At 55.0% G+C, this 26,499-nt stretch carries 21 protein-coding genes; 7 read left to right on the top strand and 14 right to left on the bottom strand.

Annotated elements, in window-relative coordinates:
• Positions 1–17 precede the first annotated feature (17 nt).
• From ACMYR3_RS08975 to ACMYR3_RS08990, 4 genes are all read right to left on the bottom strand, one after another.
• Positions 18–3,110 (bottom strand): efflux RND transporter permease subunit, encoded by a 3,093-nt coding sequence (locus ACMYR3_RS08975; protein WP_424191423.1) that lies wholly within the window; start codon positions 3,108–3,110, stop codon positions 18–20.
• 9 nt (positions 3,111–3,119) lie between these two features.
• Complete coding sequence (locus tag ACMYR3_RS08980) at positions 3,120–4,421, bottom strand: efflux RND transporter periplasmic adaptor subunit (RefSeq protein ID WP_424191425.1); 1,302 nt, start codon at positions 4,419–4,421, stop codon at positions 3,120–3,122.
• Positions 4,418–5,740: a TolC family protein gene (locus ACMYR3_RS08985; RefSeq protein WP_424191427.1), complete on the bottom strand. Its 1,323-nt coding sequence runs from the start codon at positions 5,738–5,740 to the stop codon at positions 4,418–4,420. Before ACMYR3_RS08985 ends, ACMYR3_RS08980 begins: the two co-directional genes overlap by 4 nt.
• A gap of 117 nt (positions 5,741–5,857) precedes the next feature.
• A complete protein-coding gene (locus ACMYR3_RS08990; protein WP_424191429.1) occupies positions 5,858–6,202 on the bottom strand; it encodes a DUF2946 family protein in 345 nt (114 codons plus the stop codon).
• 68 nt (positions 6,203–6,270) lie between these two features.
• Between ACMYR3_RS08990 and ACMYR3_RS08995 the strand changes: the two genes are divergently transcribed.
• Both ACMYR3_RS08995 and ACMYR3_RS09000 read left to right on the top strand, forming a co-directional pair.
• The gene (locus ACMYR3_RS08995) at positions 6,271–7,497 is read left to right on the top strand and encodes an IS256 family transposase (RefSeq protein WP_424191431.1); all 1,227 of its coding nucleotides are present in this window, start codon (positions 6,271–6,273) and stop codon (positions 7,495–7,497) included.
• A 287-nt stretch (positions 7,498–7,784) separates the two neighbouring features.
• Entirely contained in the window at positions 7,785–8,045 is a 261-nt protein-coding gene (locus ACMYR3_RS09000; protein ID WP_424191433.1) for a helix-turn-helix transcriptional regulator, read from the top strand.
• Positions 8,046–8,079: 34 nt separating this feature from the next.
• Here ACMYR3_RS09000 and ACMYR3_RS09005 read toward each other — a convergent pair whose 3' ends face one another.
• The 3 genes from ACMYR3_RS09005 to guaB all read right to left on the bottom strand — a co-directional run bounded on the left by ACMYR3_RS09005 (position 8,080) and on the right by guaB (position 12,775).
• Complete coding sequence (locus ACMYR3_RS09005) at positions 8,080–9,315, bottom strand: tyrosine-type recombinase/integrase (protein ID WP_424191435.1); 1,236 nt, start codon at positions 9,313–9,315, stop codon at positions 8,080–8,082.
• 293 nt (positions 9,316–9,608) lie between these two features.
• A complete protein-coding gene (gene guaA / locus ACMYR3_RS09010) occupies positions 9,609–11,192 on the bottom strand; it encodes a glutamine-hydrolyzing GMP synthase (protein ID WP_424191437.1) in 1,584 nt (527 codons plus the stop codon).
• 119 nt (positions 11,193–11,311) lie between these two features.
• Positions 11,312–12,775 (bottom strand): IMP dehydrogenase, encoded by a 1,464-nt coding sequence (gene guaB, locus ACMYR3_RS09015; RefSeq protein ID WP_424191439.1) that lies wholly within the window; start codon positions 12,773–12,775, stop codon positions 11,312–11,314.
• Positions 12,776–13,059: 284 nt separating this feature from the next.
• On the opposite strand from guaB, the gene ACMYR3_RS09020 reads away from it, so the two are divergent.
• The 3 genes from ACMYR3_RS09020 (at position 13,060) to lplT (ending at position 17,426) form a co-directional block, all read left to right on the top strand.
• Entirely contained in the window at positions 13,060–13,638 is a 579-nt protein-coding gene (locus ACMYR3_RS09020) for a DUF4124 domain-containing protein (RefSeq protein WP_424191441.1), read from the top strand.
• A 359-nt stretch (positions 13,639–13,997) separates the two neighbouring features.
• Entirely contained in the window at positions 13,998–16,130 is a 2,133-nt protein-coding gene (gene aas / locus ACMYR3_RS09025) for a bifunctional acyl-ACP--phospholipid O-acyltransferase/long-chain-fatty-acid--ACP ligase (RefSeq protein WP_424191443.1), read from the top strand.
• Positions 16,131–16,244: 114 nt separating this feature from the next.
• On the top strand, positions 16,245–17,426 hold the full coding sequence (gene lplT, locus ACMYR3_RS09030) for a lysophospholipid transporter LplT (RefSeq protein ID WP_424191445.1): 1,182 nt from the start codon (positions 16,245–16,247) through the stop codon (positions 17,424–17,426).
• A 102-nt stretch (positions 17,427–17,528) separates the two neighbouring features.
• On the opposite strand, the gene ACMYR3_RS09035 is transcribed toward lplT, so the two are convergent.
• Positions 17,529–17,912 carry an RnfH family protein gene (locus ACMYR3_RS09035; RefSeq protein WP_424191446.1) on the bottom strand — a complete coding sequence of 128 codons (384 nt, stop codon included), beginning with the start codon at positions 17,910–17,912 and terminating at the stop codon, positions 17,529–17,531.
• Positions 17,909–18,343, bottom strand: coding sequence for a type II toxin-antitoxin system RatA family toxin (locus tag ACMYR3_RS09040; RefSeq protein WP_424191448.1), 435 nt, complete (start codon positions 18,341–18,343; stop codon positions 17,909–17,911). The genes ACMYR3_RS09035 and ACMYR3_RS09040 overlap by 4 nt, the downstream gene beginning before the upstream one ends.
• Before the next feature lie 56 nt (positions 18,344–18,399).
• Between ACMYR3_RS09040 and smpB the strand changes: the two genes are divergently transcribed.
• Positions 18,400–18,849 carry an SsrA-binding protein SmpB gene (smpB, locus tag ACMYR3_RS09045; RefSeq protein ID WP_424191450.1) on the top strand — a complete coding sequence of 150 codons (450 nt, stop codon included), beginning with the start codon at positions 18,400–18,402 and terminating at the stop codon, positions 18,847–18,849.
• A 130-nt stretch (positions 18,850–18,979) separates the two neighbouring features.
• On the opposite strand, the gene fghA is transcribed toward smpB, so the two are convergent.
• From fghA to ppsA, 5 genes are all read right to left on the bottom strand, one after another.
• Complete coding sequence (gene fghA, locus ACMYR3_RS09050) at positions 18,980–19,876, bottom strand: S-formylglutathione hydrolase (RefSeq protein ID WP_424191452.1); 897 nt, start codon at positions 19,874–19,876, stop codon at positions 18,980–18,982.
• Positions 19,876–20,982, bottom strand: a complete 1,107-nt coding sequence (locus ACMYR3_RS09055) for an S-(hydroxymethyl)glutathione dehydrogenase/class III alcohol dehydrogenase (RefSeq protein WP_424191454.1) — start codon at positions 20,980–20,982, stop codon at positions 19,876–19,878. Before ACMYR3_RS09055 ends, fghA begins: the two co-directional genes overlap by 1 nt.
• Before the next feature lie 350 nt (positions 20,983–21,332).
• On the bottom strand, positions 21,333–22,247 hold the full coding sequence (locus tag ACMYR3_RS09060) for an SPFH domain-containing protein (RefSeq protein ID WP_424191456.1): 915 nt from the start codon (positions 22,245–22,247) through the stop codon (positions 21,333–21,335).
• A 94-nt stretch (positions 22,248–22,341) separates the two neighbouring features.
• Positions 22,342–22,779: an NfeD family protein gene (locus ACMYR3_RS09065; protein ID WP_424191458.1), complete on the bottom strand. Its 438-nt coding sequence runs from the start codon at positions 22,777–22,779 to the stop codon at positions 22,342–22,344.
• A gap of 137 nt (positions 22,780–22,916) precedes the next feature.
• On the bottom strand, positions 22,917–25,313 hold the full coding sequence (ppsA, locus tag ACMYR3_RS09070; protein ID WP_424191460.1) for a phosphoenolpyruvate synthase: 2,397 nt from the start codon (positions 25,311–25,313) through the stop codon (positions 22,917–22,919).
• Between the two features lie 255 nt (positions 25,314–25,568).
• On the opposite strand from ppsA, the gene ppsR reads away from it, so the two are divergent.
• Positions 25,569–26,456 (top strand): posphoenolpyruvate synthetase regulatory kinase/phosphorylase PpsR, encoded by an 888-nt coding sequence (gene ppsR, locus ACMYR3_RS09075; RefSeq protein ID WP_424191462.1) that lies wholly within the window; start codon positions 25,569–25,571, stop codon positions 26,454–26,456.
• Positions 26,457–26,499: the final 43 nt, after the last annotated feature.

The following is a 26,499-nucleotide window of genomic DNA, read 5'->3' on the forward strand; positions in this document are numbered from 1 at the left end:
GAGCCTCCGCGGTCAGGTCAGGTTGAAGGGTTGCTGCGCTCCCGCCGGGACTCCGCCCATTCGTACATGAGCGGCAGCAGGAGCAGCGTCAGCGCTGTCGAAGTAAACAGCCCGCCCACCACCACGGTGGCCAGCGGGCGCTGGGTCTCTGCCCCCACTCCTTGAGAAAGCAGCATGGGAATGAGGCCCAGGATGGCGACCGAAGCGGTCATCAGCACCGGCCGCAGGCGCAGGGCAGCCCCCTGGCGCACCGCCTCGCGAATCGACGCCCCGTGCCGACGCTGGTCGTTGAGGAAGGTCACCAGCACGATGCCGTTCAGCATGGCCACCCCGAACACGGCGATGAAGCCGATGGCCGAGGGTACCGACACGTACTGGCCGGTCAGCGCCAGGCCAAAGACGCCGCCGATGACGGCGAAGGGCACGTTGGCGATGGTCAGGGTGGCATGGGTCAGCGAGTTGAAGGCGGTGTAGAGCAGGATGAAGATGAGCCCGACGGTGAGCGGCACGATCACCGCCAGCCGAGCCATGGCCCGCTGCTGGTTCTCGAAGGCGCCACCCCACTCGGTCCAGTAGCCGGCCGGCAGTTTCACCTGCGCCCGGATGCGGGTTTCAGCCTCCTGGACAAACCCGTTCACGTCGCGGCCCCGCACGTCCAGCTGGATCACCGCATAGCGCTGCAGCTGTTCGCGGCGCACGAAGGAATAACCTTCGTTCATCTCCACCGTCGCCACCCGGGACAGGGGCACCAGCGCCCCGGACTGAGTGCGGATGGGGATGTCGGCAATCGCCTGCGGGCTGTCGCGGAAGGCCGCGTCCAGGCGCACCTGGAGAGCAAAGCGCTTGGTGCCGTCGATTACCGTCGACACGGTCTTGCCGCCGATGCCGGCCTGCACCACTTCGAGGATTTCGTCGGCGTTGATGCCATAGCGGGCCGCTTCGTCGCGGTTGACCTTGATCACCATCTGCGGCTTGCCCTTGTTGGCTTCCAGAGAAAGGTCCGCCGCGCCGGGCACCTTGTCGAGCACGGTTTTCATTTCCCCAACCAGGCGATCCAGGGTGGCGAGATCCTCTCCATAGACCTTGAGGGCCAGGGTGGCGCGTACGCCGGAAATGAGTTCCTCGACCCGCATCTGGATCGGCTGGGTGGCGCCGAACACCACGGTGGGAACGGCCTTTTCCAGGGTTTCCTGCATTTCACGGGCGAGTTCGGGCATGGATAGGCGCTTGGGCCATTCGGCCACCGGTTTCGCGGTGATCAGAATTTCCATGTAATTCACATCCGCCGTTTCGCCCTTCTCGGCGCGGCCGATAGTGGCGAGGGTCGAGGTCACCTGGGGGAAATGCTCCTTGAGCACGGCGTCGATGCGTTTCGAGACGGCGATGCTCTCTTCCAGCGAGGTGGAAGGAATGCCGGTGACGCGAAAAAGGATGGTGCCCTCCTGCAGCGTCGGCATGAATTCCTTGCCGAGGAAGGGAAACAGGGCCAGCGCCGCCGCCAGTAGCACCAGGGCGCCGCCGATCACGGTCTTTTTCCGGTCAAGCGCCCAGTCCAGCAAGGGCAGATAGATACGCTTCGCATGGCGCAGGATGAAAGTATCCTTCTCTTCCTTCGGCTTCAGGATCAGCGCCGCCAGCACCGGAACGAGGGTCAGTGTCAGGATGAGGGATCCCAGCATGGCGAAGGCGATGGTGAGCGCCATGGGCTTGAAGAGCTTGCCCTCCAGACCGGTCAGGGAGAAGAGCGGCAGGAAGACGACGATGATGATCAGGATGGCGAACGCGATCGGGTTGATCACTTCCCGCGCCGCTTCCAGCATCACGTGCGTCTTGTTGACCGGTTTGCCGGCCTGATGGGAGAGGAGCCGGAAGCTGTTCTCCACCATGACCACCGCGCCGTCCACCATCATACCGATGCCAATGGCGAGTCCCGCCAGCGACATCAGGTTGGCGGACATCCCAACATACTGCATCAGGATGAAAGCGATGAGCATGGCGAGCGGCAGGGTCACGACTACGACCACGGCCGAGCGGATTTCCCCGAGGAACAGGAAGAGGATTAGCGCGACCAGGATCGAACCTTCCAGGAGGGCGCTTTCCGCCGTCTTCAGCGCCTTCTCCACCAACTCCGTGCGGTCGTATTCCGGGGTGATGGTGACCCCTTTAGGCAGCGCCTGCTGGGCCACCTTGAGCTTGGCCTTCACCGCATCCACCACGTTCTTGGCATTCTCGTTGATGCGCGCCAGCGCCAGCCCCAATACCACTTCCCGGCCATCTTTGGTGACCGCGCCGAAACGCAGGCTGGGGGCTTCCTTCACTTCTGCCACGTCGCGCACGTAGACCGGGGCCCCTTCGCGCTGGGTAATCACGATGTTACTGATGTCGCGGGAGCCGGTGACCAGCCCCAGCCCGCGCACCAGATACTGCTCCTGGCCGAGATTCAGGTACTGGCCGCCCACCTGGCGATTATTGGCGGCCAGGGCCTCCATCACCGCCTTGAAGGTCAGGCCGTACTTGATCAGTTTCTGGGGCTGGATGAGCACCTGGAACTGTTTCTCGTCGCCCCCCCACGAAGTCACGTCATCCACGCCGGGTGCCGTGCGCAGGATGAGCCGGACGGTCCAGTCCTGCAGGGTGCGCAGGTCCATGGTCGAGAGCTTCCGGTCAGCCGACTCGATGGTGTACCAGAACACCTGCCCCAACCCCGAGGTGTTCGGCCCCAGGGTTGGCTCGCCATAGCCTTCGGGAATCCGCTCCTTCGCTTCGAGGAGCTTTTCGCTGACCAGGCGGCGGGCAAAGTAGATGTCCACGTTGTCCTTGAAATAGGCGCTGACGAAGGACAGCCCGAACAGCGACACAGAACGGATTTCTTCCACGCCGGGCAAGCCGGCCATGGCCGTTTCCATCGGGAAGGTGAGCAGCTTCTCGACATCCTCGGCGGCGAGGCCGGGCGACTCGGTGTAGACATTGACCTGAATCGGCGTCACATCCGGAAAGGCGTCCACCGGCACGGCGCGGAAGGCTTGCACACCGAACACCACGACGAGCAGGAATCCGACCAGGACCAGGACCTTGTAGCGCAGCGAGAGATCGACAATTGAATTGAGCATGGCCGGTCCTCAGTGCGAATCGCCGATTTGCGACTTGAGCAGGCGCGCCTTGAGCGCATACGTTCCGGCAGTCACCACCCGCTCGCCGGCCTGCAATCCGTTTTTGATCACGACCCGGTCACGCAGTTTTTCTCCCAGCTCGACAGCACGCGGCTCGAAGCCGCCGTGTTCCTCGACGAAGGCCGTCGGTTGGCCCTGCATCAGCACCACGGCTTCCTGCGGCAGCAACAACGCCTTGGCTTTGCCCGCGACGCCGACCGTTCCGCTGGTACGGATAGCTGCGGTGGCGAACATCTCGGGTTTGAGCCGTCCGCCCGGATTGGCGACCTCGACCCGGGCCTGGACCGTGCGCGACTCCTTGTCCACGACCGCCGCAATGTAGGTGAGCGTGCCCTGGAAGGATTCGCCGGGATAGGCATCGACAGTGACCATCGCTTCCGCGCCGGTCTTGACCCGGCCGAGATCCTTCTCGAACAGGTTGGCCTCGATCCACAGTTTCGAGAGGTCGGCCACGGTGAACATCTGCTTGTCGGGCTGGGCCAGTTCGCCGAGGATGGCGTGCTTCTCGATCACCGTGCCGGCAAACGGCGTGGTCAGTGGGAAGGTCGACACGGCCCGGCCATCGTCGGCTGGCGTTGTCCCCACCCCAAGCATGCGCAGCTTGTCGCCGGCGGCGGCGAACGATGCCTTGGCCTTCTCGTACTCGGCGTGGGCGCGCAAATGGTCCTTCTGGGCGATGATCTGGTCGCCGTGGAGTTTTTCGGCACGCTCGAAGTCGGCCTTGGCCACCGCGAGCTGGGTCTTCGCCTGGAGATAGCTGGAGTGCGCTTCGCCCACATCGAGGCTGTCGAGCACGGCCAGCGCCTGTCCGGCCTTCACCCGGTCGCCGAGATTGACGTGGACCTTGACGATGCGTCCCGGCACTCGCGGTGCGACATGGGTGATGCGATCCTGGTTGGGGCGGATGGTGGCGGTGACCGTCAACTGCTCGCTGATTTCCTGCGCCGCGAGTTCTTCGACCTTGATCCCGGCGGCTTCGATCGCCTCGGCGCTGAGCTTCAATGACTCCTCCTCACCGTGTCCGGCCTCGCCTTCCTTGTGCTCACCAGGCTTCTCGTGCGCTTTGTCGGCGGCTGCAGCGGGTTTCGCGGCAGCCGGCTGCGCGGCCGCCGTCGGCGATGGTTCGGGTTTGCCGCAGCCGGCCAGGGGGATGCCCGCCATGGCGATCACCAGCGCGATGCCCAGTTCCGTTCTTGATGTCTTCATGAGGTCTTTTCCAATACGTGTGTTCTTCAGGTGGCCGCTCATCATTTCGTTTCCGTCCAGCCGGCGCTTTGTTCCAGCTCGCTGCGGGTCAGGGCGAAATCGGTCATCGCCTCCAGTACCTCGCGGCGGGTATCGAGCACCTGCCGGGTGGCGAGCAGCATCTGGACCAGGCTGATTTCGCCGGCGCGATAGGCGGCGGTGGACAGGCGCTGGTTTTCTTCGAGGCGTTGCAGGACCGACTGATCGAGCCGCTGCGTCCGTTGGCGCAGGCTGTCGAGCTTCTGCCACAGGGCGAAGACGCGCGCACGGGTATCCCGGCCGGCGGCCTGTTTCTCGATCTCGGTCTGCGTCAGCTCCGCCGACGCCTTGCCAATGCCCGCGGCGTTACGACGGAAGAGCGGCAAGGGGACGGAAATGGTCAGCCCGACGACCTTCTCGCGGGCATCACCGGGACCTTCGCGAGCGGAACTCAGGCCGACAGTGATGTCGGGATAGACCGCCGCACGTTCAAGGCCGAGCCGGTGGCGTGCTGCCTGTTCACGGTGGTCGAGAGCGCGCAGCTGCGCCCTGCTGGCCGCCGCCGCCAGCAATTGGTCCACGGTGTAGGGTAGTTCCGGCTTGACGGCAAGCGATCCCTTGACCGTGGGCAGCTTCTCGGCGGGCAATTGCAACAGCGTGGCCAGGTCGGCGCGCGCCTGAATCAATTGTTCGGCAACGATTTCGAGCTGGTTGCTGGCGCGCCCGAGTTCGACTTCGGCAAGATTGGCGTCGAGCTTCGTATCCTCGCCCGCGTCGAAGCGCTTGCGGGTGACGGTGCTGTTTTCCTTGATCAAATCGACCAGGCCCGCTTCCATATCGGCGCGCAGTTGCAGGCTCACCACGCGGACGAACTTCTGCTCCACCTCGGCGCGCAATTGCCGACGGGCTTCCTCGATGGTTTCGCGCAGCGCCGCCAGCTCCTGTTCCGCCGCCGTGCGCCGATAGCCTTGTTGGCCGGCGATTTCCAGCGTCTGCGTCAGGCCGACGTTCCACTCGCGCTGCGTGCGTTCGTTGAGTGTCGGGTCGGGAACCGTCCGCCGCTGGCGCTCGGCGGCGATCTGTGGGTTGTTCCAGAACAATCCCTGCGCGTCGGCGAGCTGCCCTTCGGCGGTGGCGAGATTCGCCCGTGCGCTGTTCAGGGCAGGGTTGGACTGCTCGGCGAGTTGCCAAGCCTGTTCCAGGGTCAGCGGAAGCTCAACAGACGTGGGCGCAAGGCCGGGCGACCCATTGGTCTGGACCACCGTCCTCGGCGAAACCTGCGGGTACTGTGCGTGCGCTGGCAGTGTGGCCAGCAGCACAAGCGAAAGCAAAAGCGTCTTGTTCATCGAATTCCTCAGCGAGTTGAACCATGAGAAGAATCCGACGGGACGTACAGACAACCCGCTGGCGCGGACCTAGTCTGCCGTCAAGGACGAGAAAAAGAGTGGACGCGTCCCGCCGGATCAGGCGAGGCGGGCAAGTGGCGGACGGTCGAAGGGATCGACAGTGGCGGAGCGGAACTCCGCGACCGAGGAGGCAATGAGTTGGGGTGGGCTGTTATCGCCAAGAATTGGCGAGAAAGCCGGCACAAACGACGAGAACGACAGGTGACAGAATCCACAGTCAGGATCGATCTGGGTGCCGGTATCGCTCGACTTGTCCATCGAGCGATCATGTTGATGCATGTGATGCCCAAAATGCGCTGCCTGCGGAGATTCCTTCTGATGCTGGCAATAGCTAGCCGCAACCGCAAAGGCGGCGTTCAGCGAGAGCAGCACGGCAAAAATGAAGGTGAGGTAGGTACGCATCGGGGCGTGTGCAGAATTTTGTGTAAACGGACTGATGGCAGGAAACTGCCGACTTGTCCGGAGCCACAATGAGCACAAAGAAACACGACGTCCCTGAAGCCCTCCTGGCCAGCCTGCTGGCCGACTACAAGAAACCCGAAGACCTGATTGGCGAGAACGGCCTGCTGAAGCAGCTTACCAAGCTGCTGGTCGAGAAGGCGCTGGATGCCGAACTGACCGAGCACCTTGGCCACGGCAAGAATGAGCTAGTCGCCAACGCCGCCGGCAACACCCGCAACGGCAAGAGCCGGAAAACACTCAAGGGCGACTTCGGCCAGTTGCCGATCGAAGTTCCCCGCGACCGGCATGGCACCTTCGAGCCCCAGCTGATTCCCAAGCACCAGACCCGCTGGGCCGGCTTCGATGAAAAGATTCTGTCGCTCTACGCCCGCGGCATGACCGTGCGCGAAATCCAGAGCCACCTGGAGGAAATCTACGGCACCGAAGTCTCCTCCAGCCTGATCTCCTCCGTGACGGACGCCGTGGCCGAGGAAGTGAAGGCCTGGCAGGCAAGGCCCCTTGATCCGCTCTACCCGATCGTTTATCTCGACTGCATCCACGTCAAGGTGCGAGAAGGGGCCGTGCGCGTGAAGGCGGTTTATCTGGCCATCGGCGTCACCATGGCCGGCGAGAAGGAAGTGCTGGGCCTGTGGCTGGCGCAAACCGAAGGCGCCAAGTTCTGGCTACAGGTGGTAACAGAACTCAGGAACCGGGGCGTGCAGGACATCTTCATCGCCTGTGTCGATGGCTTGAAGGGGTTCCCGGAAGCCATCGAGGCCGTGTTCCCCAAGGCGGCCGTCCAGCTTTGCGTGGTGCACATGGTGCGCCACAGCCTGAACTACGTTTCCTGGAAGCGCCGGCCGGAGGTGGCGGCGGACCTGAAGCGCATCTATCAGTCGGCGACCGCCGAGGAGGCCGAACAGCGGCTCGGGGAGTTCGAGGCCAAATGGGATGAGGAATATCTGCCGATCGGCCAGTCCTGGCGCCGCAACTGGGCCCGGCTGATTCCATTCTTCGACTATCCGCCGGAGATCAGGAAGGTGATCTACACCACCAATGCGATCGAGTCGGTGAACATGAGCCTGCGCAAGCTGACCAAGAACCGGGGCTCGTTCCCGAGCGACGAGGCGCTAATGAAACTCTTCTATCTGGCGCTACGCAATATCAGCCAGAAATGGACGATGCCGATTCGGGATTGGAAAGCCGCACTGACTCGCTTTACCATCCAGTTCGAGGAACGGATTCCTCAGATGTGATTTGAAACCCCGTTTACACAAAAATTCGGACAGGCCCCGCATCGCCGCGAAGTATATCAGGACTCATCTCGCTGAGATAGCACAGCTTCCTATTGCATTCCTATTGCATTGATCGAACGCTTTCAATCGATTTGACGTGCCACCGCAGCCCTACGAAGCAACACACTATTAGGACGCCAGTGTAAGCAGCAATCTCGAAATGCGCCCTTTTTGGATCAATTTCAAAAACACAGCCAACCTGCGGCAAGTTGTAATTGTCGATAGTACTGAATAGTCAGGAATCGACAATGAGCAAACCCATACAGGTGAAACGCCTGATCAGACGCGAGGAACTTCTCCGTCTAATCCCACTTTCCGACTCGGCAATTTACCGGCTCGAAAAGTCCGGTGGCTTTCCCAATAGATTCAATCTAACGCCACGTTGCGTTGTCTGGGATCTTGACGAAGTGGAGAACTGGATTCAAGAAAGACGCTCAGCGCTCATCCAATCCCAGCTTTCCCCGGACGTCCAAAAACGCAAATTCAGACCTGTCCAAAAACAGGCCTGACGCCGGCACCGGCCCGCTCGGTAGCATCAGATTTCTACGCCGCCGCGCGGGTGGGACGATGAATGGGCGTGATTTCTTTCCCGGCAATCCACGCATCTACCATGTTTGCCCATTGCTGGAGCATGTCCTTGCGCTGATCCGCATACTCTGCCTTGTTGTAGACGGCCCTGACTCCCTTCTGCTCATGGGCCAGGCATTTCTCAATCCAGTCGGTATTAAATCCCGCCTCATGCAGAAGCGTTGAACCCGTTCTGCGGAGATCATGAACGGTGAAATCGTCCAGAGGCAAATCCTTTTTCTTCGCATGCTCGACCGTGACAGTAATAACGCGATTGAGGGTATTGTTGGACATTCCCTTGTCACCTTCATACCGGGACGGCAAGATAAAATTGGATCCTCCTGCGCAGGTCTTCAGCGCAATCATGATGTCCATGGCCTGGTCGGGCAAGTAAATCACATGGGGCCTTCTGGCCTTCATTCTCTGCGCGGGGATGATCCACTTGGCGCCAACGAAATCCATCTCATCCCAGGTCGCATTGAGAAGCTCGCCCTTGCGGATGAGCGTAAGAAGAACAAGCTTCAACGCCAACCGGATTGTTGGCAGCGTCGGTACCAAATCCAACTCCTGGAAGAAAATCCTGATTTCGTCTGGGGAAAGCGCCCGATCTTTGGGCTTGAAGGTCGCGATCGAGGATGCCCTGACATCATCAGCAGGATTTGCGACCTTGTGACCACGCTCGATCGCAAACCTGAAAACCTGAGCAACAATGTCCCGGATGTGAACGGCCGTTGCCGGTGCATTGCGCTGAGTCTTGACCCTTTCGCACAGTGCCCGCAAATCTTCAGCCGCGATTTCCTTGAGAAGACGTCGGCCAAACTCGGGCTCGATATCGCGATCAATGACAGATTTCCTCATGTCCCGGGTACTGTCCGCCATGCGATATTCCTTCAGCCACAGGGTCGAGAACTCGCCGAAAGTTTTGGCCGCTTTCGATTTCTGAATTGAACGCTGCTTTTCCTTGGCGGGTGACTTCCCTGCAGCAATTTCCTTTTTGGCTTCGATCAGTTTCTCTCTAGCCTCGCCCAAGGTCAGGCCTTCTGGGCCGTATTGCCCAAGAACGAGAGTTTCCCGCCGGCCGTTCAGTCGATAGTCGTAACGGAAGGAAACAACTCCTGACGGGGTAACCGCGACATAGAGGCCGTCACGATCGACCAGCTTGTACAACTTGCCGGTCGGCTTGAGGTTCTTCAGTTGGGTATCGGTAAGCATGGTGGCCCTTTCCTGGTCGCCGATACCGTCAACGCAAAATTCCCTAATTTCGCCAGCAAACCCGCATGGTTACTGGGTTTTGCATTTCACGATACCGTCAACGCGTCCATTTGATGTTGACGGTATCGATGTTACTGAAGCTCTCAAGAAATGCCAATACCGTCACCGATACCGTCTCCAGATGTGGGCTACCCTGAATAGTCAGGAATAGTAAAAAACAGAAAACCCCTTGTTTTACCAAGGGGTTTTCGTGTTTTTTGAATAGGTACGAATAGTACCGAAACGCTATGTAATTATTCCCACTCAATCGTGGCAGGCGGCTTACCCGAAATATCATAGACCACCCGATTGATGCCGCGTACTTCATTGATGATACGGTTGGAAACTTTGCCCAATAGCTCGTGTGGCAAATGCGCCCAGTGGGCGGTCATGAAGTCTTGCGTTTGGACAGCACGCAAGGCGACTACCCATTCATAGGTGCGGCCATCGCCCATCACGCCAACGCTCTTGACGGGCAGGAAAACGGCAAAGGCCTGGCTGGTGAGGTCATACCAGCTTTTTTGTGAGTTGGGGTCAATCGTGTTGCGCAGCTCTTCAATGAAGATGGCATCGGCACGGCGCAGCAGGTCGGCGTATTCCATTTTGACTTCGCCCAAAATCCGCACTCCGAGGCCGGGCCCTGGGAAAGGATGGCGATAGACCATTTCATGCGGCAAACCAAGCGCTACGCCAAGTTCACGGACTTCATCCTTGAATAATTCGCGCAAAGGCTCAAGCAATTTGAGATGCATGTCTTCGGGCAAACCACCAACGTTATGGTGTGATTTGATGGTTGTGGCTTTTTTGTTTTTGCCACCGGCAGATTCAATCACATCCGGATAGATGGTGCCCTGAGCGAGCCACTTGGCCGTCTTGAGTTTGCCTGATTCGGCCTGGAATACTTCAACAAATTCTTTGCCGATAATTTTGCGTTTGGCTTCCGGATCAGTTTCGCCAGCCAGTTTGCCCATGAACTGCGCTGTGGCATCCACATGGATGACCTTGACGCCCAGATGATGACCAAACATCTCCATCACCATCTTGCCTTCATTCAAACGCAACAAACCATGATCGACAAAAACGCAGGTCAGCTGATCACCAATGGCACGATGAATCAAGGCCGCGGCGACGCTTGAATCTACGCCACCTGATAGCCCCAGAATCACTTCTTCCTGGCCAACCTGGACACGAATTCTTGCCACGGCTTCGCTGATGTAATCACCCATCACCCAATCCGGTTTGGCCTGACAGATGTCGAGCACAAAACGGTTGAGCAGATCACGGCCTTTTAGCGTGTGGGTGACTTCCGGATGAAACTGCACCGCATAAAAGCGTCGTGTTTCATCAGCCATGCCAGCAATCGGGCACGATGGTGTGGAGGCCATGACTTTAAAGCCCGGCGGAATTTCCAGCACTTTGTCACCATGGCTCATCCAGACCTTGAGCATGCCATGACCTTCGGCCGTCGAAAAATCTTCAATGCCTTCCAGCAAACGGGTATGACCATGCGCCCGTACTTCGGCATAACCAAATTCGCGGACATGACCGGGTTCAACCTTGCCACCCAACTGCGCGGCCATGGTCTGCATACCATAGCAAATACCCAGCACAGGAATACCCAGCTCAAACACCACTTGCGGTGCCGTTAAGGCATCGGCTTCGGTGGTGGAAGCATGACTGCCCGAGAGGATGATGCCACTCGCACCAAAGTTGCGAATGAATTCTTCAGAGACGTCGTTAGGATGAATTTCACTATAGACATGGGCTTCACGCACACGACGGGCAATCAGTTGAGTGACTTGTGAACCAAAGTCAAGAATCAGAATTTTGGAATGCATGGCTGCAATAAAAAAGAGGATTGATCGGGGATCAAACTGGAAATCGGCAAGGGACAAGCACAGACGTAATCACGACAGCATGACTGTGTACTGCGGCAGCACACAGTCATGTGGATCAATTATTCAGCGCGGTAATTTGGCGCTTCTTTGGTGATTTGCACATCATGAACATGTGACTCACGCATGCCTGCCGAGGTGATTTCAACAAACTCGGCCTTGCTGCGCATTTCATCAATCGAGGCACAACCACAATAGCCCATGGAAGCACGCACGCCGCCATTGAGTTGATGCAAGATGGCCAGCACGCTGCCTTTGTAAGCCACGCGACCTTCAATACCTTCGGGCACCAGCTTGTCGGCGTTGGGGTTGTCGGAATCCTGGAAGTAACGATCGGCAGAACCATCCTTCATGGCGCCAACCGAGCCCATGCCACGATAGGCCTTGTATGAACGACCCTGGAACAGCACGACTTCACCCGGGGCTTCTTCGGTACCGGCAAACATGCCCCCCATCATCACGGTATAGGCACCGGCAGCAATGGCTTTGGAAATATCACCCGAAAAACGAATGCCACCATCGGCAATCAAGGGAATGCCCGTACCTTTGAGTGCGGTGGCCACATTATCAATGGCGCTGATCTGCGGTACACCCACGCCCGCCACAATCCGCGTGGTACAGATAGAACCGGGGCCAATCCCCACTTTCACGCCGTCGGCACCATATTCCACCAGCGCCAGGGCGGCAGCGGCGGTGGCGATATTGCCGCCAATCACTTCAATATGCGGGAAGTTTTTCTTGACCCATTTGACGCGATCCAGCACGCCCTGTGAGTGACCATGCGCGGTATCAACCACAATCACATCCACGCCAGCCTGGGCGAGCAATTCGCAGCGCTCTTCGGTGCCCTCACCCACACCCACAGCTGCACCCACGCGCAGTTTGCCTTGGCTGTCTTTGCTGGCAAAGGGATGTTCAGTAGCTTTGAGAATATCCTTCACGGTCATCAGGCCGCGCAGTTCAAATTCATCGTTAATCACCAGAACCCGTTCCAGGCGATGCTCGTGCATCAGCTTTTGCGCTTCTTCCAGTGAAGCGCCATCTTTGACGGTGACCAGTTTTTCGCGAGGCGTCATGATCGAGCGCACTGGCTCATCGAGGCGTGTTTCAAAGCGCAAATCGCGGTTGGTCACAATGCCTACCACCTGTTTGCCTTCGACCACTGGCAAGCCAGAAATATTGTGGGCGCGAGTCAGCGCAATCACATCACGCACTTTCATGTGCGGAGCAATGGTGATCGGATCACGCAAGACGCCAGACTCGTAGCGTTTAACGCGCGCTACTTCGCGCGCCTGATCAGCGGGACGCAGATTTTTATGTACGATACCAATACCGCCTTCCTGTGCCATCGCAATGGCCAGACGGGATTCAGTCACCGTATCCATTGCGGCGGATATCAGCGGAATATTGAGTTTGATATTGCGGGTCAGCTGAGTTTTCAGCGAAGTGTCACGAGGCAGTACATTGGAGTACGCGGGAACCAAGAGCACGTCATCGAACGTGAGCGCTTTTTGTATGAGACGCATGATTTTCCTTTAGGCGCAAAGCGAGATTATACGTTAGTCGAAACTTTTTTTCAGTCCTGCAGCTATCCTCTTTGCATCAAGGATAGTATCAAGAATAGTCAATCTGGCTGCTACGCTCCTGCCAATCGCTGATTCCCGCTCGCTTTTGCGATCAGTAAACAAAAGCTACAATGCTTCAGCATGTGACTTTGTTGGCGGGCCTGCATTGCGATCGGTATCACAATCCCATCAGGCGCGCCTTCAAGGCTGGTCACGACAGCGTTACCTTAACAATCGGAGACACGATGAACCGCTTTGCTTCCCGTTTTTTTCAAATTTCAGCCTTGTTACTGACCTTGCTGGTCACGTCACAAGCGCAGGCCATTTACAAATGGATTGATGAAAATGGCAAGGTGCAATACAGCGATTTACCACCGCCGCCCAATGCCCGTCAAAGTGGTGCCCTGTCTGGTCAACCGATACCGGCCAAACAGCAATCACGTACCAGCAGCCCGGTATATGGTTCGGAATTCAAAGACAATACACCAACACCAACCAATGCGCCGGCTGGTAACAACACACCCAACACATCAACAGCACAACCCACCAGCAAAGGCAAAACCACTGCCGAACTGGACGCCGAATACAAGAAACGCAAGGAAGAACAGGAAAAAACTGCTGAGAAAGCCCGCCAGAAGCAACAGGAAGATCAGGCACGCGCTGAAATTTGCCAACGGGCCAGAACCAATATGGAAACCCTGCAATCGGGCCGACGCATGCGTGTTGCCGATGCTTCCGGCGATTCAGTGGTAATGGACGACAATATGCGTCAGGCTGAAGTTGATCGGATTCAGCGCATCATGCAGGAAAACAAATGTAATTGAGATACATTGGGTGCCTCCGACAATCAACCGGGTTGCCGCTGACTGGTCTGCTTACCTCATCTGCTTATCCATCCGCTCACCATCCAGATATACTCATACCCAGCATTTTTTTTAAGCCATATTATTAGCACTAAAGCAGTGAAAATATGGCTATACTCCTATAAAATTGTGTACTGGACTGTTTCAAGCTGTTTTCTTGCCACCCTTGCCCGCACAGCAAAACATGATTCATCAGCCTTGTCACTTTCATCCCCCACACAGCACGCATCACCGTTTTTATCATGACACCCTGAGCAGCCTGAAACTGGTTATCGCCTACTTGTCCAGTCCCACTTCATGACATTTGAATCTGCCAGCCAATGCTTAAAACTCTCGTCAAGGCCATCTTCAAGTTACTGTTTCGGGTTGAATTCAGCATGCCGGCAAACAGCTTTCGGCATGACAAAACCTTAATCATCGCCAACCATGAAAGCTTTCTGGATGGCCTGTTGCTGGGTCTGTTTTTGCCCGTCAACGCTACGTTTGTGGTGCACACCGAAGTCGCTAAAAATATTTGGTTTCGGCAAATCCTGAAACTGGTGCCGTATTTTGCCGTGGACCCCACCAATCCGCTGGCGATGAAGCAAATCATCAAGCTGGTCGATAGCGGTACACCGGTGGTGATTTTTCCGGAAGGCCGGATCACACTGACTGGCTCCTTGATGAAAGTCTATGACGGCTCGGCTTTTGTGGCAGCACGTACCGGCACCAAAGTCGTGCCCGTGCGCATTGAGGGTGCCGCGCGCAGCTACTTCAGCCGCCTGGCTGGCATCTATCCGCAAACCTTGTTTCCCAGGCTGTCGGTCAAGGTTTTGCATGCGCGCGACATCCCTATGCCTGATGCGCCTACCGCCAAACTGCGCCGGCGCAAGGCCGGTGCGATCATGCATCGGATTCTGGAAGAAATGGTTGTCGCCACGCGGCCGCACACCACCCTGTTTGAAGCCTTTCTGGATAGCATGAGCACCTTTGGCCGCCGCTACAAACTGGTGGAAGATGTGCGCCAAATTGAAGAAAGTTTTGGCTCGCTGCTGAAGATGTCCCTCGGCATCCAGCGCATGATCCGCAAGATCACGCAGATTGATGCCAAGGTCGGTGTGCTGATGCCCAATGCCGCCCCGACCATGGCGATGGTGCTGGCACTCACCGCGGCACGGCGCGTCCCGGCCATGCTCAATTACACGGCCGGGCGCGATGGCCTGCAGGCCGCTTGCACCGCGGCGCAAATCAAAACAATTCTGGCCTCCCGGGCCTTTCTCGAAAAAGGTAAATTGCTACCTATCGTGGAGGGCTTGCAAAGTGTTCGGGTGATTTATCTGGAAGATCTGCGTCCGCAGTTTGGACTGACTGACAAGCTGTGGGTGCTTTTGCATTTGCTGATGCCGCGCGCCACCATTGCAGCGCAATCACCGCATGATCCGGCGGTCGTCCTCTTTACTTCCGGCTCCGAAGGCAAGCCCAAGGGCGTGGTGCATTCGCATGCTTCCATTTTGGCCAATGTGGCGCAAGTGCGCGCGGTGGCCGACTTTACCCCGCTGGATAAATTCATGGTGGCGCTGCCGCTGTTCCACAGCTTTGGTTTTACCTGCGGTACCATTCTGCCGCTGGTGGCTGGCTGCAAGGTGTTTCTCTACCCCAGCCCGCTGCACTATCGCATCATCCCTGAAGTCGTTTACGACCGTGGCTGCACTGTGCTGTTTGGTACCTCCACCTTTTTGGCCAATTACGCCAAATTCGCGCATCAATACGATTTTGGCCGCCTGCGCTATGTGGTGGCGGGCGCCGAAAAGCTGGCTGACAGTGTGCGCCAGACCTGGTTTGAACGCTTTGGCATCCGCATTCTGGAAGGCTATGGCGTGACGGAATGTGCGCCAGTGATTGCGGTCAACACGCCGATGGCTTACCGCACCGGCAGTGTTGGACAGCTGATGCCTGGCATGCAATATCAACTCACGCCGGTTCCTGGGATAGCGCAAGGTGGCCTGCTCAGCGTCAAAGGGCCCAATATGATGTCGGGATATTTAAAATATGAACATCCAGGCGTATTGGAGCAACCCGCTTGTGATGCCGACCCCGGTTGGTATGACACTGGCGATGTGGTAGCGTTGGACGATGACGGCTTTATCTTCATCAAGGGACGCGTCAAACGCTTTGCCAAGATTGCCGGTGAGATGGTGTCACTCGAAGTGGTCGAAAAACTGGCGCAAGCCTTCGCCCCGACCAGTCAGCATGCGGCCATTGCGATTCCCCATGAAGGCAAAGGCGAAGCGCTGGTGCTTTTTACCACCGATGCCAAGCTCAATCGCGACAGCTTGCAAAGTCAGGCCAAGGCCGATGGTGTACCGGAACTGGCGGTGCCGCGTATCATCAAGCTCGTCGCCACGATTCCGGTATTGGGCACCGGCAAGACCGACTATGTGCGCATCAAGGCCATGGCCCTGGGTGAGGTATGAGCTGCATGCTACCGCCGGTGGGACAACGTTATCGACACCTTGCCCAAATGTCATTTGCCGCTGTCATGTTCTGTTGTCATGTTCTGACCTTTCCATTTTTGTATTGAGCCATTTATGCTGACTCGTGGTTTATGCGCCGTTCTGTTTGCCCAGTTTCTCTCGGCGCTGGCTGACAATGCCCTGCTCTTTGCCGCGATTGCCTTGCTTAAGTCACGGGCTTATCCGGACTGGTCGATACCGGTTCTGCAAGAATTTTTTGTCGCTGCGTATATCCTGCTCTCCCCCTTTGTTGGGCCCATCGCTGACAGCTTTGCCAAGGGTCGGGTGATGCTCTGGGCCAACGGCTTAAAGCTGATTGGCGGTTTGGGCTTGTTGCTGGGGCTCAATCCATTCATTGCCTATGGCATGGTGGGGGTTGGCGCGGCGGTCTATTCACCGGCCAAATATGGCATCTTGTCTGAAATGGTGGGGCCGCAAGATTTGGTCAAAGCTAATGGCTGGATGGAGTCGTCCACCATCGCCGCCATTTTGTGTGGTGCCCTGGCTGGTGGTGTGCTGGCCGATCAGAGCGTCATCATGGCGCTGGTGGCGGTCTGTGCCATGTATGCGATTGCCGCACTGGCCAATACGCTGATTCCAAGATTGCCTGCCCAGCATGCGCAAAATCTGGCACCCGTAGCAATGATCAAAGCCTTCATGCCGGTGGTGCTGACCTTGATGAAAGATCGTGACGCACGCTTTTCGGTGGTGGGCACCAGCCTGTTCTGGGGCGCTGGCGCGACCTTGCGCTTTTTGCTGGTGGCGTGGGTGCCCGTCGCCCTGGCCATCACCAGCAACGCCATGCCCGCTTATATGAATGCCGCCACCGCCGTGGGGATTGTGTTGGGCGCGGCATTGGCCGCCCCGTTAATCAGTCTGGCCAATGCGCATCGTGCTGTTTGGGCGGGGATGGCGCTGGGTATCACAGTGGCCGCGTTAAGCGTCACGCAGCACTTGTATCTGGCGTTTGGCTTGTGTGCATTGGTGGGTGTGTTTGGTGGCCTCTTTGTGGTGCCGCTCAACGCCTTGCTGCAAGAACGCGGTCATGAGTCAGTGGGCGCCGGATCCGCCATCGCGGTACAAAACCTGTTTGAAAATATTCTGATGCTGATCATGATCGGCGGCTATAGCCTGCTGGCCGGTGCGGGCCTGGCACCCGCCAAGCTGGCGCTCTGTTTGGGTAGCACGTTTGTGCTGGCTTGTCTGGCCTTGCAGTGGAGTTACGGCAGCGCACGCCAACAGGCAGCGACGCCTTGATGTGACTGATAGAAAAATACTAGAAAAATTCCAGTCGAAATATACTCTGCCAGGGTATTTTTTAAAAACCAATAAAAACGCACCTAAACAGCCAAATATAGGCTATACACCCTTTTTATTGCCTTTTCTAGCCTTATCGACACGTTGTCGACGAGCATCTTTAGGATCGGCCAGCAGCGGTCGGTAAATCTCAATCCGGTCGCCGTGGCGTAGCCCATCACTCAGATTTTTGAGTTTGCTGAAAATACCAACGCGCTGAGTCTGCAGATTGATCTCTGGAAACTGTTTCAGCAGGCCACTTTGCTCGATCGCCAACAAAATAGTGCTATCCGCTGGCACACGTACATCAATCAGCTTATAACGATTGACTGCCGAATAGGCAACCGTGACAGTGACCACCTTGTTTGAGTCTGTGACCGAGCTTGAGGCTGAACTTGTGGTTGCGCTTGCAGCCATGACCGATCCGGACGAATTGGCGATGCTCATTTGATATACACCTGGTCAGCGCGCTTGACAAAGGAATCCACAAAAGTATTGGCAATGTGGGAAAACACTGGCCCAATGAGGCCTTCAAGCAGTTTGCTGGAAAATTCGTAATGCAATTTAAACTGGATTTTGCAGGCATCGTCCATCAGCGGAATAAACTCCCAGACACCATCCAGGTGTTTGAAAGGACCATCTTTTAAGGTCATCTGAATCCGGCTAGTGGGCGTATTGACGTTTTCAGTGGTAAATTGTTGGCGGATCCCCTTGAAATTGATCTTGAGCGTCGCCACCATACGATCATCGCTTGATGCCAATACCTCAGTTCCACCACACCATGGCAGGAACTTGGGATAATCATCCACCTGGGTAACCAGCTTATACATGTCTTGCGCTGAATGACCGATCAGCACGGATTTTTCTACGACCGCCATAACAAAGAGGATACGATTAAGCCGATAAATGTCTTTACGGCTGTCAATTTTACGTGATGAGCATCATTGATAATAAAAAAGCTTTTTTTGATTACTTCATCGAAGAACGATTCGAGGCCGGCATGGCGCTGGAAGGCTGGGAAGTCAAAGCAATACGTGCCAATCGCGCCCAGCTCAAAGAGGGCTATGTGGTGATTCGCGGTGCCGAACTGTTTTTGATTGGCTGTCATATCAGCGCCCTGCCCGAAGCTTCCACGCATATCTCGCCCGACCCGGTACGTACCCGCAAACTGCTGTTGCATGCTGAAGAAATCAAGAAACTGATCGGCAAGGTAGAACGCTCCGGTTATACATTAGTGCCACTCAATCTGCACTACACCCGTGGCCGGGTAAAGTGCGAGATTGGCCTGGCCAAGGGTAAAAAGCAGCACGACAAACGCGATGCCGAAAAAGAGCGCGACTGGAAACGCGAAAAAGGTGCCTTGCTCAAACAGAATTCGCGCTGATTAAAACTCGCGCCGAGTCTGGCTTTTTGCATTGCTTTTTTGCATGGACAATTCGCGCTATTCGTTTTGCGCTGCCCTTTCAGACTGCCTCATACTGCCTTGATCACATCATCACAGACTGGTGCCTTGATCATCCCGCTGCCAACAACGCCTTGGCATGAAACGCCAGATGATCGGCCATGAAGCTACCGATGAAATAGTAGCCGTGGTCATAACCGGCGTGGTGCCGCAAGGTCAATGGCTGGTTGGCCTGGGCACAAGCGGCTGCAAAAGCTTCTGGCAAAAGTTGTCCTGCCAGTAAAAATTTGTCGTCCAGACCCTGATCCACCAGAATGCCTGCCGGATAAGGCGTGTGCCGTTGCGCCATCAAGCTGCTGGCATCATGTGCCAGCCAGGTGACTTCATCAGTCCCCAGATATTGGGTAAACGCCTTATGCCCCCAGGGACATTGGCTGGGCGCGGCAATCGGCGCAAATGCCGATACCGATCGATAAACACCCGGATGCTTTAAAGCCAGCGTCAGCGCACCATGGCCTCCCATGGAATGGCCAAAAATGCTGATGCGTTCAGCCTGTGCAGGAAACGCTTTGACAATCAACTCGCGCAGTTCCTGCACCACATAGGTTTCCATCCGGAAATGCACATTCCACGGGGCCTGCGTGGCATCCAGATAGAAACCGGCACCATGACCCAGATCCCAGCTTTCATCGGCCATTGCTATACCTGTCTGACGCGGGCTGGTATCCGGTGCCACTAACAAAATGCCATGTTGCGCCGCGTATTGCTGCGCCCCGGCCTTGATCATGAAAGTCTCTTCGGTACAGGTCAGCCCGGCCAGATAAAACAGGACGGGTACAGGACCTGTCCTGGCTTGCGGTGGCACAAATACCGAAAAACGCATCGGCAGACCAATCGCGTTTGATTGATGCTGATAAAAGCCCTGACGACCGCCAAAGCAGCCGTGCTCGCTTAACAGCTCCAGCTTATTTTCCAGCTTATTTTCCAGCTTATTTCCCGGTGCTTGCATCAGTAGATCACCACGGAACGGATTGACTCGCCACGTTTCATCAAATCAAAACCCTCATTGATTTTTTCAAGTGGCAGACGATGAGTAATCAGATCATCAATATTGAGTTTGCCTTCCATATACCAGTCAACAATTTTCGGTACATCGGTACGACCACGGGCGCCGCCAAAGGCCGAGCCCTCCCATTTGCGACCGGTGACCAACTGAAATGGCCGGGTGCTGATTTCTGCACCGGCCTCGGCCACACCAATGATGATGCTGCGCCCCCAACCCTTGTGGGTACATTCCAGCGCTTGGCGCATGACTTTGGTATTCCCAATACATTCAAAGGAGTAATCGGCTCCGCCATCAGTCAGCTGCACAATCTGGTCCACCACATTGTCCACTTCCTTGGGATTGATGAAGTGCGTCATGCCAAACTTACGTGCCATTTTTTCACGAGCCGGGTTGAGATCCACACCAATGATTTTGTCGGCGCCAACCATTTTGGCTGCCTGAATCACATTCAAACCAATCCCGCCCAGACCAAATACCACCACATTGGCGCCCGCCTCTACCTTGGCGGTAAAGATCACGGCACCCACGCCGGTGGTAACACCACAGCCGATATAACAGACCTTGTCAAAAGGGGCATCGGGGCGAATCTTGGCCAATGCAATCTCAGGCACCACAATATGATTGGCAAAAGTCGAGGTGCCCATGTAATGCAGAATCGGCTGACCATTCAGAGAAAAGCGGCTGGTGGCATCGGGCATCAAACCCTTACCCTGGGTGCCGCGAATCAACTGGCACAAATTGGTTTTGCGCGATAAACAGAATTTGCACTGGCGACATTCTGGCGTGTACAAGGGAATCACATGATCGCCCTTTTTCAGGCTGGTCACACCAGCACCGACATCAAGCACCACACCCGCGCCTTCGTGACCGAGAATGGCGGGAAACAGGCCTTCCGGATCAGCCCCGGACAAGGTGTAGTAATCTGTATGGCAAATGCCTGTGGCTTTTACCTCAACCAGGACTTCGCCCGCCTTGGGGCCTTCGAGATCAACGTCTTCAATCGTTAAGGGTTCACCGGCCTTCCAGGCCACCGCAGCTTTGGTTTTCATGGGCGTTCTTTCTTATGATTGGTATGATTTGGGCAATACGGCAATATAACGTTAGGCATGGCCGAAACAAAAAAATGATCAAGACGATGAAACCGCCAAGCTCATCAGTCATGCTTTTGCATGGCTTCATTGTAGCCAGATTTGATGCTTTTTATCAGCACCAACGATCGTAGGGCAATGAGCCAGGCCAAGCATCTGATGTGGAAAACTAAGGTAGTCAAAGCGAAAAAGATTTGCTTTGCCTGAATGGGGTGGCTCGGTGAAGTTACTGAATGAAGCACTGAGTCAGGTCACCAAGTGCAATCAGCTCGTGAGGGAGTCAATCACGAGCTGATTGCATCGACGATCAATTATTTTTGCGCCTTGACGATTTGCATGGCACTGGCAATCAGCCCGGAGATATCACCCAGATTGGCAGGCACGATGATGCTGTTATTGGTTTTAGCCAGGTTGCCAAATGCATTGACGTATTGTTCAGCCACCTTCAGATTGACGGCTTCAATACCACCTTGTGACTGAATCGCGGCCGCAATCTGTTTGATGGCAGTGGCATTGGCTTCGGCCACGGCCAAAATCGACGCGGCCTCACCTTGCGCATTATTGATCGCCGCCTGCTTGTCGCCCTCAGAGCGGGCAATCGAGGCTTCCCGTTCACCCGTCGCAATATTGATCTGCTCTTGTTTGCGTCCTTCAGAAGCCGCAATCAAGGCGCGCTTTTCACGCTCGGCGGTGATCTGGGCTTGCATCGAGCGAAGAATTTCCTGGGGTGGCGTCAGATCCTTGATTTCATAGCGCAATACCTTGACACCCCAGTTGGCGGCGGCATCATCCAATGATTGCACCACGCTGGCATTGATCTGGTCACGCTCTTCAAAGGTTTTATCGAGTTCCATCTTGCCGATTACCGAACGCAGTGTGGTTTGTGCCAGTTGCGTAATGGCGATGATGTAATTGGATGAGCCATACGATGCACGCATGGGATCGGTCACCTGAAAGTACAAGATACCGTCAACGGTGAGCTGGGTATTGTCACGAGTAATACAAATCTGGCTGGGCACATCCAAGGGAATTTCTTTTAATGAATGTTTGTAGGCCACTCGGTCGATAAAAGGAAAAATCAGACTCAGACCTGGCGTCAAGGTGCGATCAAACTTACCCAAGCGTTCTACCACCCAGGCGTGCTGCTGAGGCACCACATTAAATGACTTGATAACCAATACCACTGCGCCAATCAAAACGATTAAAGCCAATGCGCCTAAATCCATATTTCCTCCAAAATTACGATGAACGAATCAGGTTTGATTCGCTTGATGATGTCGTCAGGGCGACGCCTGTCCACGCAGCATGTTCATAACAACTTTAATTGGGCAAATTTACAGGTGCCAATATCAGTCGATTATTCTTTACGGCTTTGATGACAAACAGACCTGGCTGCGCGGTTTGCCCAGCCTCAATTTCTGCGTCCCAATGACTGCCACGATAGGCAACTCTGGCCACCCCATGCTGCCACGCTGGAACCTCAACCGTCTGGCCAATATCAATCTGCACACTGGGATCCTGGCTGGCATCCTGACCTTCATTGAAATTTTTAGCACGAGTCCGGCGCAAGATGGTGACACCGATCACACTCACGACTGCCGCAGTTAAGAGTGCCGCTGGCAAGCTGCCACCCTGCCAGATCACCACACCACCCACCAGCACACCAACCGCCAATACCAAAAGATAGAAAGTGCTGCTGACCAGCTCAAGGATGACCAGCACTGCCGCCATGGCAAACCAAAAATATTCAGGCTTCATATGGGATTGAACTCAAAGAAAACAGAGACGCTTAGCGTACCACCAAATAATAAAAAAGGGCACCAACTTGCGTCAGTGCCCTTTTTTACTGGCAGTGCTGTCAAGTGAATCTCATTCACCCAACAGATGCATCAACCTTACTTTTTGGTAACGGTTTTAGCCAGATGCTGCCAAGTATCAATCACAGTATCGGGGTTCAGAGAGATCGACTCAATACCTTCATTGGCGAGCCATTCAGCAAAATCAGGATGATCTGAAGGACCTTGACCGCAGATACCAACATATTTGCCTTTGGCCTTACATGCTGCAATGGCGCGTGACAACATGAACTTAACAGCGGCATCACGTTCGTCAAAATCCGCGGCCAGCAGCTCCATACCGGAGTCTCGATCCAGACCCAATGTCAGCTGGGTCAAATCGTTGGAACCAATTGAGAAGCCATCAAAGTATTCCAGGAATTGATCAGCCAGAATCGCATTGGATGGCACTTCACACATCATGATCACACGCAGACCATTTTCGCCGCGTTTCAAGCCATGTTTGGCGAGCAGATCAATCACGCGCGAAGCCTGGCTTACTGTCCGCACAAACGGCACCATGATTTCAACGTTATCCAGCCCCATCTCTTCACGAACCTTTTTCATTGCACGGCATTCCATTTCGAAACACTCGGCAAAGCTTTCTGCGATATAACGTGAAGCGCCGCGGAAACCCAACATTGGATTCTCTTCATCGGGCTCATAGCGTGAACCACCAATCAGTTTCTTGTACTCGTTTGACTTAAAGTCGGACAAACGCACGATCACGGGTTTTGGATAGAACGCTGCAGCAATCGTGGCAATCCCTTCCGTCAGTTTGTCGATGAAGAAGGCGCGTGGGCTGGCATGACCACGGGCAACCGATTCAACGGCTTTTTTCAGATCGGCATCAATTTGTGGGTAGTCAAGAATTGCCTTGGGATGCACACCAATATTATTGTTGATCACAAACTCAAGACGAGCCAGACCGACACCGGAATTAGGAATGGATTGGAAGTCAAAAGCCAGTTGTGGGTTACCCACATTCATCATGATCTTGACGGGAGCGGCGGGCATTTCACCACGCACTACTTCAGTCACTTCCGTTTCGAGCAGACCGTCGTAAATCTTGCCTTCATCACCTTCGGCGCAAGACACGGTTACCAATGTGCCGTCACGCAGCTTGCTGGTCGCATCACCGCAACCAACAACAGCTGGCACACCCAGTTCACGCGCAATAATGGCTGCATGGCAGGTACGACCACCACGGTTGGTCACAATCGCAGAAGCGCGTTTCATGACCGGTTCCCAGTTTGGATCGGTCATGTCAGCAACCAGTACGTCACCTGGTTGAACCCGTTCCATTTCAGCTGGATCGTTAATAATACGGACTGGACCAGAACCAATTTTCTGACCAATCGCACGACCTGTTGTCAGAACCGGTGAAGAACCCTTGAGTTTGAAGCGTTGTTCAGCACGACCACCGGCCTGGCTCTTCACGGTTTCAGGACGCGCTTGCAAAATGTAAATCTTGCCATCACGACCATCCTTGCCCCATTCGATATCCATTGGACGACCATAATGTTCTTCAATGATCATCGCATATTTGGCTAGTTCGATGGTGTCTTCGTCGGTAATGGAATAACGGTTACGCAATTCGGAAGGCACGTCTACTGTCTTGACGGAGCGACCAGCGACAGCGGTGTCGGTAAATTCCATCTTGATCAGTTTGGAGCCAATCGAGCGGCGAATGATCGGATATTTGCCCTGTTTCAAAGTGGGTTTGAAAACATAGAATTCGTCAGGATTGACAGCACCCTGCACGACGGTCTCGCCCAAGCCATAGCTGGCAGTAATAAACACCACATCACGGAAACCGGATTCGGTATCCAGGGTAAACATCACACCGGATGAACCCACATCGGAACGAACCATGCGCTGCACACCAGCGGACAATGCCACTTCGGCATGCGCAAAACCCTTGTGAACACGGTAAGAAATCGCGCGATCGTTATATAGAGAAGCAAATACATGCTTCATGGCTTCCAGAATGTTATCGATACCGACCACATTCAGATAAGTTTCTTGCTGACCGGCAAATGAAGCGTCCGGCAAATCTTCAGCTGTGGCCGATGAGCGCACCGCAAATGACATTTCACTGGTGGAATCGGCCACCAGCTTGATATATTGCTCGCGGATTTCCTTGTCGAGCGCGGCTGGAAATGGCGTATCAATAATCCACTGACGAATTTCGGCACCGGCTACTGCCAGCGATTTGACGTCGTCGACATTCAGAGTCGACAGGCGTTGTGCAATTTTATCGGCCAGACCGTTGTGGGCCAAAAACTCACGAAAGGCATTGGCTGTTGTGGCAAAACCACCGGGTACCCGCACACCTTTGGCAGTGAGCTGGCTGATCATTTCTCCCAGGGAGGAGTTCTTGCCGCCGACTGAATCAACATCAGCCATTCGCAAGTGTTCAAATGCAATGACATTCGCATTATTTTGGTTGGACATAATTACCCTTTTGATGTGAAAAATCCGGTTAGTCTGCCGCGAGCAAGCTCCAGCGATTCAATGGTCAGACATGAAAAATAACTTGATGATGCCATCTTCAATACATGCAATTTTTAAAACACGATTTCGCAATGTAATATTAATTTGATTGTACCTTGTGCTTACATCTGTTGGCACGAACCCAACACAGGCATAATCTGAACTCGATCACGGAATTCCATTTTTTGTTGTCTTTTTGAAAAAAACATAATCACCATGCCCGATTTCATTGATACCGCGGTACTTCGCAACAATAACGGTGTGCTGGAAGATGCCTTGCGCCCCAATAAACCCGTTCGTACAGTTTTTTTTGTCTCGGATGGCACCGGCATTACAGCCGAAACCTTCGGCAGCTCGATTCTGGCTCAGTTTGATATCCGTTTTCGACAAATCCGTATTCCATTTGTGGATTCAGTCGAAAAAGGCCGGGAAGCCGTTCACAAGATCGACGAAGCCTTCATTGTGGATGGCAAAAAACCCATTGTTTTTTCGACACTGGTTAATCCGGAAGTCAATGCCGTGGTGTGCAAGGCACGCGGCATGTTCATGGACATGTTTCAGACTTTTATTGAACCACTAGAGCAAGAGTTTGGCGTCAAATCGAATCATGGGATTGGTCGTTCCCATAATATTGCCGACACGGAAGCCTACAAGAGCCGCATTGAGGCAATCAATTTTTCGCTGGAACATGATGATGGTCAGTCCAATAAAAACCTGGCCGCTGCTGATGTGATTTTGGTGGGTGTTTCACGCAGCGGTAAAACGCCGACCAGCCTGTATCTGGCTATGCAGCATGGCATCAAAACCGCTAACTACCCATTGATCCCCGATGATTTTGAGCGCGGCAAATTGCCTACCGCCTTGTATGAATTCAAGAAAAAACTGTTTGGCCTGACCATCAGTGCCGATCGTTTGTCTGAGATTCGCAATGAACGTCGGGCTGGCAGCAAATATGCGTCGATTGAAAACTGCCGCTATGAAGTCAATGAAGTGGAAAAAATGATGCGTCGGGAAGGAATCCGCTCCGCCTCAACCACCAATAAATCGATTGAAGAAATCGCCACCACGATTTTGGATACGATCAAGTTTGTGCGCTTGAGCTAAGCAGATTTGATTGATTTTGCTCGCTTGATTCTGGCCAAGATTA

This window comes from Ampullimonas aquatilis (assembly GCF_049675895.1).
In the GTDB taxonomy this organism is placed as follows: Bacteria; Pseudomonadota; Gammaproteobacteria; order Burkholderiales; family Burkholderiaceae_D; genus Ampullimonas; species Ampullimonas aquatilis.